The 15,448-nt window shown below is 71.4% G+C and carries 11 protein-coding genes; 9 read left to right on the top strand and 2 right to left on the bottom strand.

Translation table 11 applies throughout. The annotated features are described in order from the left end of the window. Positions 1–29: 29 nt before the first annotated feature. On the top strand, positions 30–1,589 hold the full coding sequence (locus tag ACFU95_RS24790) for an alpha-L-fucosidase (RefSeq protein WP_383831433.1): 1,560 nt from the start codon (positions 30–32) through the stop codon (positions 1,587–1,589). 42 nt (positions 1,590–1,631) lie between these two features. Further along, entirely contained in the window at positions 1,632–2,783 is a 1,152-nt protein-coding gene (locus ACFU95_RS24785) for a serine hydrolase domain-containing protein (protein WP_383831432.1), read from the top strand. A gap of 57 nt (positions 2,784–2,840) precedes the next feature. On the opposite strand, the gene ACFU95_RS24780 is transcribed toward ACFU95_RS24785, so the two are convergent. Next, positions 2,841–3,887 (bottom strand): LacI family DNA-binding transcriptional regulator, encoded by a 1,047-nt coding sequence (locus ACFU95_RS24780; protein ID WP_383831430.1) that lies wholly within the window; start codon positions 3,885–3,887, stop codon positions 2,841–2,843. Between the two features lie 218 nt (positions 3,888–4,105). Between ACFU95_RS24780 and ACFU95_RS24775 the strand changes: the two genes are divergently transcribed. The 7 genes from ACFU95_RS24775 to ACFU95_RS24745 all read left to right on the top strand — a co-directional run bounded on the left by ACFU95_RS24775 (position 4,106) and on the right by ACFU95_RS24745 (position 14,544). Beyond that, positions 4,106–5,398: an ABC transporter substrate-binding protein gene (locus tag ACFU95_RS24775; protein WP_383831428.1), complete on the top strand. Its 1,293-nt coding sequence runs from the start codon at positions 4,106–4,108 to the stop codon at positions 5,396–5,398. A 6-nt stretch (positions 5,399–5,404) separates the two neighbouring features. After that, entirely contained in the window at positions 5,405–6,340 is a 936-nt protein-coding gene (locus tag ACFU95_RS24770) for a carbohydrate ABC transporter permease (RefSeq protein WP_383831426.1), read from the top strand. Continuing rightward, positions 6,337–7,248 carry a carbohydrate ABC transporter permease gene (locus ACFU95_RS24765; protein WP_383831424.1) on the top strand — a complete coding sequence of 304 codons (912 nt, stop codon included), beginning with the start codon at positions 6,337–6,339 and terminating at the stop codon, positions 7,246–7,248. The genes ACFU95_RS24770 and ACFU95_RS24765 overlap by 4 nt, the downstream gene beginning before the upstream one ends. 67 nt (positions 7,249–7,315) lie before the next feature. Then, positions 7,316–8,572, top strand: coding sequence for a glycosyl hydrolase (locus ACFU95_RS24760; RefSeq protein WP_383831422.1), 1,257 nt, complete (start codon positions 7,316–7,318; stop codon positions 8,570–8,572). Beyond that, positions 8,569–10,575: an endo-beta-N-acetylglucosaminidase gene (locus ACFU95_RS24755; protein WP_383831420.1), complete on the top strand. Its 2,007-nt coding sequence runs from the start codon at positions 8,569–8,571 to the stop codon at positions 10,573–10,575. The genes ACFU95_RS24760 and ACFU95_RS24755 overlap by 4 nt, the downstream gene beginning before the upstream one ends. 35 nt (positions 10,576–10,610) lie before the next feature. Continuing rightward, positions 10,611–13,631 carry an alpha-mannosidase gene (locus tag ACFU95_RS24750; RefSeq protein ID WP_383831418.1) on the top strand — a complete coding sequence of 1,007 codons (3,021 nt, stop codon included), beginning with the start codon at positions 10,611–10,613 and terminating at the stop codon, positions 13,629–13,631. A 97-nt stretch (positions 13,632–13,728) separates the two neighbouring features. Further along, positions 13,729–14,544, top strand: a complete 816-nt coding sequence (locus ACFU95_RS24745) for an N-acetylmuramoyl-L-alanine amidase (RefSeq protein ID WP_383831416.1) — start codon at positions 13,729–13,731, stop codon at positions 14,542–14,544. A 53-nt stretch (positions 14,545–14,597) separates the two neighbouring features. On the opposite strand, the gene ACFU95_RS24740 is transcribed toward ACFU95_RS24745, so the two are convergent. Further along, a complete protein-coding gene (locus ACFU95_RS24740; RefSeq protein ID WP_383831568.1) occupies positions 14,598–15,299 on the bottom strand; it encodes a FadR/GntR family transcriptional regulator in 702 nt (233 codons plus the stop codon). Positions 15,300–15,448: the final 149 nt, after the last annotated feature.

Below are 15,448 nucleotides of genomic sequence, written 5' to 3'. Positions count from 1 at the left end.
ACCCGAGGACTGACCCTAGGAGCCTTCCCATGGCCGTTTCCCGACGCGTCTTCGTCGCGACAGCCGCCGTCCTCGCCGCGACCGGCGTCACAAGACCCGCCTCGGCGGCACACCGCGCACCCACAGCCCCGTCCGCCGCCCAGGACCCCCACTACCGCATCCCCGTCAGCCCCGACGACACCGAGGCCGACCTGGTCCGCAAGGCCTCCCAGGTCCGCCCCACCGCACGGCAGATCGCCTGGCAGCGCCTGGAACGCACCGCGTTCCTGCACTTCGGCGTGAACACCTTCACCGGCCTCGAATGGGGCACCGGCGACGAGGACCCGGATGTCTTCCAGCCGGCCGGCCTCGACACCGACCAGTGGGCACGCGCCCTGCGCGACGGCGGCTTCAGGCTCGCCATCCTCACCGTCAAGCACCACGACGGCTTCGTGCTCCACCAGTCCCGCTACACGGACCACTCGGTGGCGTCGAGCAGTTGGCGCGAGGGCCAGGGGGACGTCCTGCGCTCCTTCGCCGACTCCATGCGCCGGTACGGCATCAAGGTCGGCGTCTATGTCTCGCCCGCCGACGAGAACCAGTACCTGCACGGCGTCTACGCCAACGGCAGCGCCCGCACCGACCACACCATCCCCACCCTCGTCGACGGCGACGACCGCACACCGCCGCGGTCGTACACCCTCCCGGCCACCGACTACGGCGCCCATATGCTCAACCAGCTCTACGAGGTCCTCACCGAGTACGGTCCGATCGACGAGGTCTGGTTCGACGGGGCCCAGGGCCGCATCCCGCCGGACAAGGTGGAGAAGTACGACTGGGACAGCTGGTACACCCTCGTCCGCTCGCTCGCCCCCGACGCCGTGGTCGCCGTCTCCGGTCCGGACGTGCGCTGGGTCGGCAACGAGGGCGGGCTGGCCCGCGAGGACGAGTGGAGCGTCGTACCGGTACAGGAGAAGGACTACGGGCGGACGGACTACGCCCTCGCCTACGACGCCCCGGACATGGGCAGCAGGGACGCCCTGGTGATGGCCCGGCCGGTCGCCGACCATCTGCAGTGGTGGCCGGCCGAGTGCGACGTCTCCATCCGCGACGGCTGGTTCTACCACGCCGACCAACAGCCCAAGAGCGTCGAGCAGTTGACCGACATCTACTTCCGCTCCGTCGGCCGCAACTCGGTGCTCCTGCTCAACATCCCGCCGGACACGGACGGCCTGCTGCCGGCCGCCGACGTGGCCCGGCTGAGGGAATTCCGCGAGCGCGTGGACCGCGAGCTGCCCGAGGACCTGGCACGCGACGCCCGCACGACCACCGCACCGGGCCGTGTCACCGTCGACCTCGGCCGGGAACGGGAGGTGGACCGGATCCGGCTCGCGGAGGACATCCGGCACGGGCAGCAGGTGGAGAGCTTCGTCGTGGAGGCACAGCGCGACGGCGCCTGGACGGAGGTGACCCGTGCGGGGGTGATCGGCGCGAGCCGGATCCTGCTGCTGGCGGCGCCGGTGCGGGCCCGGCGGTGGCGGGTGCGGGTCACCGGCTCGCGCGCGGCGGCCCGGCTCGCGGAGTTCGGGCTGTACCGCTCACGGGTCTAATTCGGTTGACCGGGGCGGGGCCGTACGGGCTGGATGGGGTGCATGGCCGACATCCAGGGCACCTACGACCGTCTGTTCATCGCCGTGCCGAACGCGCTGGCCGCCATGCTGGACGCCGGGGACGCCGGGGACGCCGGGGACGCCGGGGACGCCGGGGACGCCGGGGACGCCGGCGGCTCCGTCGCGGTCTTCGTGGACGGCGAGCCCGTCGTGGACGTGTGGGGCGGCTTCGCGGACGCCGGCCGCACCGTCCCGTGGGAGCGCGACACGATCGTCAACGTGTGGTCCGTGACCAAGACCATGACGGCCCTGTGCGCCCTGGTCCTCATCGACCGGGGCGAACTCGACCCGGACGCGCCGGTCGCCCGCTACTGGCCGGAGTTCGCGGCGGAGGGCAAGGAGAAGGTGCTCGTACGGCACCTGCTCTCGCACACGGCCGGCCTGCCCGACTGGGACGGGCCGGTCGACGAGCTCTACGACTGGCCGGCCGCCACATCCCGGCTCGCCGCGCGCACCACCCGCTGGGAGCCGGGCACCGCCGCCGGGTACCACTCCCTTACGCAGGGATTCCTGGTCGGCGAGGTCGTGCGGCGGGTCACCGGCCGCAGCGTGGGGGACTTCCTCGCCGCGGAGGTGACGGGTCCGCTGGGCGCCGACTTCCACATCGGCCTGGCGCCCGAGCACGACCACCGGGTCGCCCCCGCGATTCCGCCGACGGGCAAGGACGAGGACTACTCCGCGAGCGCGCCCGGCAACCCGACGGGCTCCGAGGCGGGCAACGGCGTCCGAGTCCGCGACGGCAACAGCACGGCCTGGCGTCGCGCGCAGATCCCGGCGGCGAGCGGCTACGGCAACGCCCGCTCGGTCGCGCTGGCGCAATCGGCCCTGGCCTGCGGGGGAGAGGTGGGCGGCGTCCGGCTGCTGTCCCGGGCCGGCTGCGACCGGGCCTGGGAGGAACACTTCGACGGCGACGACCGCGTCCTCGGCATGCCGATGCGCTGGGGCCTGGGCTATGGCCTCTTCGGCACCGCGTACGGCTGGGGCGGCTGGGGCGGATCCCTGATGATGCTGGAGCCCGACAGCCGGATGGTCGTCGCCTACGTGACCAACCAGATGCGCGAACCCGCCGAGGACACCAGGGGGATGGAGATCGTGACGGCGGCCTACGAAGGGCTTCAGGGACTGCGCCGCTGAACCGGGCGACGGGGTGGCGTGTGACCGACGGCGCCGGACAGCGACGCCACCGGCGCGTCACGCGCCCCGCGCCACCCCCGTACTCCCACGCTCGATCAACATCGGCACGGGCACCCGCACGGCCCGTGCCGACCCGCCGTCGAGCAGCGCGGTCAGTTCCCGCGCCGCGGTGCGGCCGAACTCCACACTGTCGCGGGAGAGCGCGGACAGCCACGGCTTGACCATGCGGCACAGGGCGGAGTCCTCCCAGGACACCACCGAGACGTCCGCCGGTACCAAGAAGCCGAGTTCGGCCGCGGCGGCGGCCCCGGCGACGGCCATCACGTCGTTGTCGTAGATCAGGGCGGTCGCAGGAGCGGGGTCCTCCAGCACCCGGCGGGTGACCGCCGCGCCCTCGGCGTCGGAGTAGTCGGTGGTCACCGACCGCACCTCGGACAGTCCCCGGCGCCCGGCCTCGGCGCGCAGCGTGCGGATACGGCGCTCGGTGTGGGCGAGCCCCGGCAGACCGGCGATGTGCACGATCCGCCGGTGGCCGAGCGCGTACAGGCCGTCCACGACCGAGGCCATCGCGCCCGCGTCGTCCGCCCACACGGTCGAGAGCCCGGGGTGGCGTTCGTCGGGAGCGCCGCCGATCACCACGGCGGGCAGGCCGAGTTCGTCGAGGAGGCCGGGGCGGGGATCGTCGGTGCGGGGGTCGACGACCAGGACGCCGTCCACGCGGTGCTCGGCCCACCAGCGCCGGTACACCGCGCACTCGTCGGCGACGTCCTCCACCACCTGGAACAGCAGCCCGAGATGGCGCTCCGCCAGCACCTCCTGGATGCCCGAGACGAGTTGGAGGAAGAAGGAGTCCACGCCCAGCGTGTCGGCCGGACGCGCCAGGACGAAGCCGACCGTCGCCGCGCCCTCCCCGGACAGGGCGCGGGCCGCGGTGCTGGGCCGCCAGCCCAGTTCCTCCGCGACCTGCCGCACCCGGTCACGGGTGTCCTCCGACACGCCCGGCCGGCCGTTCAGCGCGAAGGAGACCGCGCTCTGCGAGACCCCGGCGTGCCGCGCTATGTCCTTCATCGTCGGCCGGCGGGCCGGCGAGCGCTTGCCTGCCATGGTGATTCCCCATTCCGCGACACATTCCCGGAGCAGTATGCACTAATGCGGTTCAGGTCAAAGAGCCCGGAGTGAACCTAATACGGTTCAGCTCGGTGATCCTAATGCGCATTAGTCACTAATGAAATTAGCTGCGTGAGAGTCATTGACGGGCCTGCGGGGCGGCGTGCAGGGTCTGCCTCGTCTACCAACCCGCCCGCAAAGGAGGACGGTTCACGGTGCCTGTTTCCCGTAGAGCCCTCGCTGCCGCATTCGCCGTCTGTGTCGTCCTGCCGCTCAGCGCCTGCGGCTCGGGAGGTGGCGACGGCGGCACGGCCGACGCCTCCGGCAAGGTCGAGGGCGACATCACCTTCCAGACCTGGAACCTCCGCGCCAACTTCAAGGACTACTTCGAGGGCCTCATCGCCGACTTCGAGAAGAAGTACCCCGGCACCGAGGTGAAGTGGATCGACCAGCCCGCCGAGGGCTACGCCGACAAGATCAGCGCCGACGCCGCGGGCGGCACCCTCCCCGACGTCGTCAACGTCTCGCCCGACCTGGTCGCCCCGCTCGCCAAGGCGGGCCTCGCACTGGACCTGGACAAGACGGCGTCCCAGTACAAGAAGGAGTACCTGCCCGGCGCCTGGGCCAGCCATCAGATACCGGGCATGACGGGCACGTACGCCTTCCCCTGGTATCTCAACACCGGCCCGCTCTTCTACAACAAGTCCCTCTTCGAGGAGGCGGGGCTCGACGCCGAGCAGCCGCCGAAGACGTACGACGAGGTGTTCGACGCCGCGCTGAAGATGGCGGAGAAGACCGACGGCAAGGTCGCCACCCTCGCCAACGTGCCCACCGTCGAGGACTTCGGCCGCTACGGCGTCGAGCTGATGAACAAGGAGGGCACCGCCTTCACCTTCAACGATGCCAAGGGAGTCGAACTCCTCACCAGGTACAAGGAGTTGTACGACGCCAAGGCCCTCGACCCGCAGGCGCTGACCGCCACCCCCGAGTCGTCGGGCAAGAAGTTCCTCACCGGGGCCGTCGCCATGAACCCCGGCAGCGCGCTCGACCTCGGCAACTTCAAGAAGCAGGCGCCGAACCTGTACAGGAACATCGGTATCACCGACCAGATCACCAGCACCGGCCACGTCAACATGTACGTGATGGGCGTGATGGTCAACGCGCGAACCAAGCGGGCGCCCGCCGCCGTCGCCTTCGCCCACTACGTCACCGACGCCGCGCACCAGATGTCGTTCGCCAAGCAGGTCGCGATCTTCCCCAGCACGGCCGGCTCGCTCGACGACCCGTACTTCACCAAGGAGGACGGCACCGACGAGACGCGGGTGCGGGTGGCCGCCGCCAAGTCGCTGAAGAACGCGGTCAACTACACGCCCGTACTCTTCAGCGAGCAGATGAAGACCGAACTGCGCAACGAGGTCGCCAAGGCCTTGCAGGGCAAGGAGAGCCCGAAGCAAGCCCTTGACAACGCTGTCGAGTCCTGCAACCGGCTTCTCCAGCAGCAGGGATAGCGCGCGATGGCCACCTCGACCGTCTCCCGGGCGGGGCGCCCGGCGCCGAGGACGCGGCGACCCGAGCAGCGGGTGCGGCGGCAACTGCCCACCAGCCCCTGGCTGTTCGCCGCCCCGGGGCTGCTGATCATCGGCGCCTTCATCCTGTACCCGTTCGTCTCCACGGTGGTCAACGCCTTCACCGACCGCCGCACCCTGATCCCCGGCACCTTCGTGGGCCTCGACAACTTCCGCGAGCTGCTCCAGGACGACATGTTCTGGATCGGCCTGCGCAACAGCACGCTCTACGTCGTCGGCGTCGTCCCCGCCCTCGTCGTCCTGCCCCTGCTGCTTGCCCTGCTCGTGCAGAAGAACATCCCCGGCATCACCTTCTTCCGGTCCGCCTTCTACACCCCGGTCGTCGCGTCGATCGTCGTGGTCGGACTGATCTGGGTGTGGCTGCTCGACGAACGCGGCCTGGTGAACTCCCTGTTGGAGACCATCGGCGTCGGGCGGGTCGGCTTCCTCAGCGACCAGTGGCTGCTCCTGCTGAGCGCCATGGCCGTCACGGTCTGGAAGGGCCTCGGCTACTACATGATCATTTACCTGGCGGCGCTGGCGAACGTGCCGCGCGAACTCCACGAGGCCGCTGCCGTGGACGGCGCGGGAGCCGTGCGGCGCTTCCTGTCGGTCACGGTGCCCGCCGTCCGGTCGACCATGGTGCTGGTCGGGGCGCTGTCCTCGGTGGCCGCCTTCAAGGTGTTCTCCGAGGTCTATCTGATGGCGGGGCCGAGCGGTGGCCCGGCCGGCGAGGACACGACGCTCGTGATGCTCGTCCAACGCACCGGTACGGGTCTGACCGGGCGGGTCGGTTACGCCTCCGCCATCTCGGTCGTCGTCTTCGTCGTCACCGTCGCGCTGATGCTGCTCGTGCTGCGCGCGGACCGGAGGGACGAGTCATGAGCCTCATGGAGAAGGTCCGGCCCGCCGCCTCGAGGCCCCGGACCGACGCCCGCGCACCCCGCGTCACCGACGAGAACGGTCGGCGCGTACGGGTGTGGGAACTGGCACTGCGCTACCTGCTCCTGCTCGCCGTACTCGCCCTCACCGTCGGCCCGTTCCTCTGGCAGCTGTCGACCTCGCTCAAGGGCCCCACCGAGGACATCTTCAGCTCCCCGCCGAAGTTCCTGCCCGGCGACCCCACCCTGCACAACTACGAGCGGGTCGCCGACACCATCCCCGTCTGGGACTACGCCCTCAACTCGCTGAAGGTCGCCACCGCCAACGTCGTCACCAACTGCGTCGGCTCGGCGCTCGCCGGCTACGCCCTCGCCCGGCTGCGCTACCGGGGCCGCCGCGCGGCCACCCTGGCCTTCATCCTCGCGATGCTCGTGCCCGTGGAGGGCATCATCATCGCCCAGTTCACGACCATGCGGGAGCTCGGCCTCAACAACACCCTCGTCGGCGTCGTACTGCCCGGCTGCGTCAGCGCCCTGAACGTCCTGCTGATGCGCAACGCCTTCCTCAACCTGCCGTACGAGATCGAGGAGGCGGCCTACGTCGACGGCGCCAACGTCTGGCAGCGGTTCCTGCGCATCGCCGTGCCGTCGGTGAAGGGGACCCTCGCCGTCGTGGCGATCTTCGCCTTCATGGGCGCCTGGGACGACTTCCTGTGGCCGCTGATCGTGCTCAGCGACCCCTCCAGGTTCACGCTGACCATCGGACTCAACTACCTGCACGGCACCTTCGCCAACGACGAACGCCTCGTCGCCGCGGGCACGATCATCGCCGTGGCGCCGCTGATCGCCCTCTTCGCCTGTCTCCAGCGGTACTTCTTCCGGGGCGTGGGCGAGGGCGCCGTAAAGGGCTGAACCCCGCGCAGGGCCGAGCCCGACCCGTCCGTCGCACCCCCGTCGCACCTCCGTCACAAGGACACGCATGCCTGCTGCCGTGCGCTTCGGCGTCAACTACACCCCGAGCGAAGGGTGGTTCCACCACTGGCTCGACTTCGACCTCGACTCCGTACGCGCCGACCTCGACTCCATCGCGGCGCTGGGCCTGGACCACATCCGCGTCTTCCCGCTGTGGCCGTACTTCCAGCCGAACCGCTCGCTGATCCGCCCCCAGGCCGTCGAGCAGCTGGTCCAGCTCGTCGACGCCGCCGCCGAACGCGGGCTCGACGTCAACGTGGACGGTCTGCAGGGCCACTTGAGCAGCTTCGACTTCCTCCCCGCCTGGACCCGGACCTGGCACCGCCGCAACCTCTTCACCGACCCGGACGTCATCGACGGCCAGGCCGCCTACCTGCGCACACTCGCCGCCGCGCTGGCCGGCCGGCCTGGCTTCCTCGGCATGACCCTCGGCAACGAGGTCAACCAGTTCTCGGCGGGCCCGCATCCCGACCCCGACCGGGCGACCGGGGCGGAGATCGACCGGTGGCTGACGCGCATGCTCGCCGCCTGCGAGGAGGGCGCCCCCGGGCGGCTGCACCTGCACGCCGAGTACGACGCCACCTGGTACCAGGACGACCAGCCGTTCACGCCGGCCCAGGCCGCCCGCCACGGCGGCGTCACCGCCGTGCACTCCTGGGTCTTCAACGGCACCGCCCAGCGCCACGGCCGCACCTCCGTGCCGACCGAGCACCACGCCGCGTACCTCGTCGAGCTGAGCAAGGCATGGGCCGACGACCCGCACCGGCCCGTCTGGCTCCAGGAGGTCGGCGCGCCCGCGCCCCTGATCCCGCCCGAGCACGGCGCCGCCTTCACCGCGGCGACCGTCACGAACGCCCTGGACTGCCCCGACCTGTGGGGCATCACCTGGTGGTGCTCCCACGACGTCTCCCGTGAGCTGGCCGACTTTCCCCCACTCGAATACGGGCTGGGCCTGTTGACCAACGACAGGAAGCCCAAGGACACCGCCCGGGTGCTGGAACGGGCGGCCCGGGAGACGCCGCGGACGCCCGAGCCGCGTACGACGGCGCTGATCGTCCCCGCCGATCCGTCCAGACGCTCGCTCTGCGCTCCGGGCGGCCCGGTCTTCGACGCCTACTTCCGGCTGGTCGCCGACGGCGTCCGCCCCACCACCGTCCTCGACGCGCGTGCCGCCGACCCGGAACACCTCGGCGCACGCGGCATCACCGAGGTCGTCGCTCCCGATCAGGTACTCCCCACCCCCCAAGGAGGCACCCGCTCGTGAACCCCACCAGACGCACCGTCCTCATCGCCGCCGCCACGACCCCGTTGCTCCCCTCGGCGACCGCGGCGGCGGCACCCGGGCCCAAGGCCGCCGAGCTCCAGCCGTACGCCTCCTACTGGTACCCGGACTCGCTGCCCGCCGGCAGCCCCGGCGCCGGCATCACCTGGCGCAGCCTGAAGTCCTGGCGCCCCGCCGACGACCCGGACCTCGCCTTCAACGCGGCGACCGTCCCGCTCGCCCCGCGCTTCACCCCGGCCCCCGTGAACCCGACCGCCCGCGCGGGCCAGGCCCGTATCCAGTCCCTGGTGTCCTTCGGGCCCACCGCGGGCAACCCCTCCCAGGGCTCGGCCACCGCCGACTACTACGCCCTCACACACTGGGCGTACATCGACGAGCTGGTCTTCTGGGGCGGCTCGTCGGGGGAGGGGCTGGTGCTCGCGCCGAACGCGCCGGTCGTCGACGCCGCCCACCGGCACGGGGTGCCCGTCCTCGGCAACGTCTTCCTGCCGCCCGTCGCCTATGGCGGCCAGTTGCGGTGGACCCGTGACCTGGTGCAGAAGGACGCGTCCGGGCGGTATCCGCTGGCCGGACGACTGGTCGCGGTCGCGCAGGCGTACGGGTTCGACGGATGGTTCGTCAACGCCGAGACGAGCGGTGGGAACGCCGCGCTGGGCGCGGACATGCTCGGCTTCATGCGCGAGCTCAAGGCGCTCGCCAAGGCCGAGGGCCAGCGGGTGACCTGGTACGACTCGATGACCGTGAACGGTTCGGTGAGCTGGCAGGGGGCCCTCGACTCCCAGAACGAGGCGTTCTTCCAGGCCGCCGACGACATGTTCGTCGACTTCCGGTGGACGGCGGCGAAGCTGACGTCGTCGGGAGAGCGGGCCGGGCGGCTGGGGCGCAGCCGCTACGAGCTGTGGGCGGGCGTCGACGTCGAGGCCGGCGGCTGGAACTCCCCCGTGAACTGGGACGCGATCGTGCCGCGCGACAAGGCGCACGTCGTGTCGGTCGGCTTCTACCGGCCCGAGTGGACACGCAACCACCTGCCGGCGGACGGCCGGGCTCCGGGGGCCTTCCACGCCTGCGACGACCGGTTCTGGACGGGGCGGTCACTGGATCCGTCGCGGCCGGACGCCACGGACGGCTGGCGGGCGCCGGCGGTGTCGGTCGCCGACCGGTCGACGGTCACCTCGGTGCCGTTCGCGAGCGTGTTCAACACCGGGCACGGGCTGCGGTGGTACGAGGACGGCGAAGTGACGTCGGATGCGCCGTGGAACCACCTGGGCTTGCAGGACCGGCTGCCGTCGCGGCGCTGGGTCGTGCACACCGAGGGGCGGCGCCCCGCCGTGAACTTCGACTTCTCGGACGCCTGGTGTGGCGGGAGCAGTGTGCTCGTCGAGGGTGAACTGGACGAGCCGACGGTCGTGGATGTGTACGCGACACGGCTGCCGGTCACTGTTGACACGGTTGTCGAGCTGACGCATCGCACCGACGCGGGTGGTGTGAACGTCGAGTTGGCGGTGGCCATGGCCGAGGCGACTGGGCCGGGGGCGACACCGCCGTACACGTATCTGCCTGTGAACTCGGTCAACAGCTGGCAGACCGTGACCGTACCGCTCACGGGCCTGACCGGCACCGCACATGCGATCGGCATCCGGCTCACCGCGACCGAAGGTGGCCCCGTCCGCTGGCGGCTCGGCGGCCTCGCCGTCCGTGAAGCCCCCCACACGCCCGCTGCCCCTCCCGGACTCCGGATCAGCGCGGCGTCGGGCGGCGACCTGCGCTTCTCCTGGAACCCGGCGGCCGGCGGCGTACGCCACTACACCCTCCACCGCCTCCTCCCCGACGGCACCAGACGCTTCCTCGGCGGCACCTGCCAGCGCGCGTTCTTCACCGGCGGCCTGCGACCCGAACAGGGTGAACGGGCGGCGCGGTTCGAACTGCGCGCCGTAGGGGAGCTCTACACCACGTCCGCCCCCGCGACCGTCACCCACGCCTGGTAACCCTCCCCGCCCCACGACCTACGGAGTGCCCCCGCATGCATGACGACCGCAGCCTGGTCGAAGCCCGACTCAAGCGCGTCCTCGACGAGCGCGTCCGACCCGCCGTGTACCCCGAGTCCGTGCCGCTGGACGTCGCGGTGTGGCATGCGCCCGGCGAGCCGGTGCCGGTCGCCGAGGGGCTCGCGGCCGAACCCGAGCCGATCGAGGTGGGCGCGCGCTGGGGTGCGCCCTGGGGCACCAGCTGGTTCCGGGTCACCGGGACCGTGCCCGAGGCGTGGGCCGGCAGGACGGTCGAGGCGCTCCTCGACCTCGGGTTCGACGAGAACATGCCCGGCTTCCAGTGCGAGGGTCTGGTCTACCGTCCCGACGGCACCCCGGTGAAGGGCCTCAACCCGCGCAACCAGTGGGTACGCGTCGGGGCGCCCGTGGAGGGCGGGGAGCGGGTGCGGTTGCACGTCGAGGCGGCCTCCAACCCGGTCATCCTCGACTACCACCCCTTCCTGCCCACGCGGCTGGGCGACAAGGAGACGGCCGGCAGCGAACCGCAGTACACGCTGGCCCGCATGGACCTCGCCGTCTTCGACGAGACGGTGTGGCAGCTCGTGCTCGACCTGGAGGTGCTCGGCGAGCTGATGGCAGAGCTGCCGGTGGAGTCGGCCCGGCGCTGGGAGATCCTGCGGGCGGTGGAGAAGGCGCTGGACTCGATCGACCTCCAGGACATCGGCGGTACGGCGGCCCGCGCCCGTTCCCTCCTCACCCGCGTCCTCGCCACCCCCGCCGTGCCGTCCGCACACCGCGTCAGCGCCGTCGGGCACGCCCACATCGACTCGGCGTGGCTGTGGCCGCTGCGCGAGACCGTGCGCAAGGTGGCCCGTACGACCTCCAACATGACCGCGCTCGTCGAGGACGAGCCCGACTTCGTCTTCGCCATGTCGCAGGCCCAGCAGTGGGCGTGGGTGAAGGAGCACCGGCCCGAGGTGTGGGCGCGGGTGAAGAAGGCGGTGGCGGACGGGCGGTTCGTGCCGGCGGGCGGGATGTGGGTGGAGTCGGACACCAACATGCCGGGCTCGGAGGCGATGGCCCGGCAGTTCGTGCACGGCAAGCGGTTCTTCCTCGACGAGTTCGGCATCGAGAACGACGAGGCATGGCTGCCCGACACCTTCGGCTTCGCCGCCGGACTGCCCCAGATCATCAAGGCGGCGGGCTCCAGGTGGCTGCTGACGCAGAAGATCTCCTGGTCCCAGACCAACAAGTTCCCGCACCACACCTTCCAGTGGGAGGGCATCGACGGCACCCGGATCTTCACCCACTTCCCGCCCGTCGACACCTACAACTGCTCCATGAAGGGCAGCGAGATCGCCCACGCGGCCCGCAACTTCAAGGACAAGGGAGTCGCCCGGCACTCGCTCGCCCCCACCGGCTGGGGCGACGGAGGCGGCGGCACCACCCGCGAGATGATCGCCAAGGCGGCACGGCTGCGTGACCTGGAGGGCTCGGCCACCGTCGTCTGGGAGACCCCGGACGCCTTCTTCCGCAAGGCCGAGGCCGAGTACCCCGACGCGCCCGTCTGGGTCGGCGAGCTCTACCTCGAACTGCACCGTGCCACCCTCACCAGCCAGGCCAGGACCAAGCAGGGCAACCGCCGCAGCGAACACCTCCTGCGCGAGGCCGAGCTGTGGGCGGCGACGGCGGCCGTACGGACCGGACTCCCTTACCCGTACGAGGAGTTGGACCGTATCTGGAAGACGGTGCTGCTGCACCAGTTCCACGACATCCTGCCGGGGTCGTCGATCGCGTGGGTGCACCGGGAGGCGCGGGCGACGTACGAGCGCCTCGCCGGTGAGCTGAACGCGATCATCGACTCCGCGCAGCGCGCCCTGGCGGGCGAGGGCGGGACCGCGCTCGTCTTCAACTCCGCTCCGCACCCACGCGACGGCGTGGCGGCGGGCGGCGCCCGCACCCCGGCGGCCGAGGGCCGAACCGCACGCACGGATCGCCCCGGCGGCGGCTTCGTCCTCGACAACGGCCTGCTGCGCGTCGAGATCGACGCGCGGGGCCTGGTCGTGTCGGCGTACGACATCGAGGCCGACCGCGAGACGGTCGCGCCGGGCGCGGCCGCGGGCCTCCTCCAGCTCCACCCCGACTTCCCGAACATGTGGGACGCCTGGGACGTCGACGAGTTCTACCGCCACACGGTCACCGACCTGACCGACGTGGACGAGATCACCCCCGGCGACGACGGGACGTCGGTACGAAGCGTGAGGTCCTTCGGTGCCTCCCGCGTCACCCAGGTGCTGTCGCTCGCGCCGGGGGAGCGGCGGCTGCTGCTCGACACGGAGGTCGACTGGCACGAGACGGAGAAGTTCCTGAAGCTGGCCTTCCCGCTCGACGTGCACGCGGAGCGGTATGCCTCCGAAACCCAGTTCGGGCACTTCCACCGTCCCACACACACCAACACCAGCTGGGAGGCGGCCAAGTTCGAGGCCTGCAACCACCGTTTCGTACATGTGGAGGAGCCGGGCTGGGGCGTCAGCGTCGTCAACGACTCGACGTACGGCCATGACGTGACCCGCACGGTCCGCACCGACGGCGACCGCGGTACGACCACCACCGTCCGTGTCTCCCTGCTGCGCGCCCCGCGCTTCCCGGACCCCGAGACCGACCAGGGCGTCCACCGCTTCCGGCACGCCCTCGTGCCGGGCGCGGGCATCGGGGACGCGGTACGCGAGGGCTGGCGGATCAACCTGCCCGAGCGGCGGGTGACCGGCGGCGTCGACGAGGTGGCACCGCTGGTCACTGTCGATCAGGACGCGGTCGTCGTCACCGCCGTCAAGCTGGCCGACGACGGCAGCGGGGACGTGGTGGTGCGCCTCCACGAGGCCCACGGAGGTCGCGTACGGGCCACCCTGACGGCGGGATTCGAGGTCGCGGACGCCTGGGCGACGGATCTGCTGGAGCGTGCGCTGCCCGAGGCTCCGGCGTACGACGGGCGGCGCGTCGCGCTGCGGCTGCGGCCCTTCGAACTGGTGACGCTGCGGCTGCGGCGGGCCTCTTAGGCCAGACGGGGGACGGCGGCCCGCCACCGTGGAGCGGGACGCCAACCGCCCTCACACTCGGAGGTGTTGGCGTCCCCATCGCGCCTTGGAGGAACTCTTGAAGCTCGTCACACGAGCCCAGCTCGGCTGGCCGGCGTCCGCCGCACCCCCACAGACCTCGGCCAAGGGCGTGAAGGTCCACTACGAGGGCGCGACGGTCAGCGTGGAACTCCTCGACGACCACGACCTCTGCCTCGCCAAGTGGAAGGCGATCCGCAAGGACCATCTGGCCAACCCGAGGGAGAACTACTCGGACATCGCCTACAACTACGGCGCCTGCCCGCACGGTCGCCTCCTGGAGGGACGCGGCCTCGGCAGGCGCACCGGGGCGAACGGCAACCAGGAACTCAACCGCGCCCACTACGCGATCTGCGGCCTGGTCGGCTCGAAGGGGCTCACCAAGCCGACGGACGCGATGCTGGGCGCGATCCGGGACGGCATCGAGTTGCTGCGCCGCCATGGTGCCGGCCAGGAGATCAAGGGGCACCGGGACGGACTGGCCACCGCATGCCCCGGCGAGCACCTGTACGCGTGGGTGAAGAAGGGAGCCCCGCGGCCGGGCGGCGGTTCGGACCCGGAACCGGACCGCCCGGTGGTGGATCTGTCGCGGGTGATCGCCGCCGCCCTGCACGACCCGGACCGCACGGGCACACCGGTGTCGTACGCGGGTGTACGGACTGTGGAGAAGGCGCTCGTCGCGGAGGGCCTGCTCGACGCCAAGTGCGCCGACGGCCACTTCGGCGGGGCGACCGTCAAGGCGTACTCCGCCTGGCAGCACCGGTGTGGCTTCACCGGCGCGGACGCCAACGGCGTTCCCGGCCAGGTGTCACTGGACCGGCTCGGCGCGGCCCACGGTTTCGACGTGCGGCCGTAGGACCCGGGCGTTCTCCACGCGCGAGCGCGGGGCCCCGCGCCGGTGGCGGAGGGTCAGTCGCCGAGCTGTGTCCGCAGCCACTGCTCCACCTCGCCCACATGGGCGGCCGCCGCCGCCCGGGCCGCCTCCGGATCGTGGGCGACCAGGGCGCGGTGGATCGCGGCGTGTTCGCGGCGGGTGCGGGCGAAGGCGCCCTCCTCCTGGTAGCCGCGCCAGACGCGGGCGCGGAAGGTGCGGGAGGACAGGCCGTCCAGGATCGCGGCCATCGTCTCGTTGCCGGCGGCGGCCGCGATCTCGCGGTGGAAGGCCAGGTCGTGGGCGAGGATCTCCTCGGGGTCGTCCGTGGCGTTCATCGCCGTCAGATGCTTCTCCACCTCCGCCAGCTGGTCCGGTGTGATGCGCGCCGCCGCCAGGGCCGTCGCCGTCGACTCCAGGATGCGGCGCACCTCCAGGAGCTCCACCAGCCGCGGGCCCCGGGACAGGTCGGCGACCACGCCGAACGTCTCCAGCAGGTCCCCGGCCTCCAGCTGGGTGACGTAGATGCCCGAACCGTGCCGGGCCTCCAGCACCCCCAGCACCGTCAGCGCGCGGATCGCCTCGCGCATCGAGCTGCGGGAGATGCCGAGCCGGACCGCCAGATCGCGTTCGGTCGGCAGCCGCTGGCCGGGCTCCAGCCGCCCCTCCGCGATCATCGCCTTGATCTGCTCGATGGCGCGCTGCGTCACGGTGCCCTTCTGCGGGGCTGTCTCGTCCACGTTCACGCCGTTCCTCCTGTCACCGGTGCGCCGCAGTCTAACCAGCGAGGTGGTCCGACCAATACGGTCGCGATGCCGGAAAATCTGCCGCTGGAGGGTGTTCTTCCCCGGAAGTGGTCTGATAAATATGCGGGCATCTGCTCGAACCA

This window comes from Streptomyces sp. NPDC057623 (genome assembly GCF_042800355.1).
Taxonomy (GTDB): Bacteria; Actinomycetota; Actinomycetes; order Streptomycetales; family Streptomycetaceae; genus Streptomyces.
Note: the sequence above shows the minus strand (reverse complement) of the source record. Positions and strands in the feature narration are given on the sequence as shown.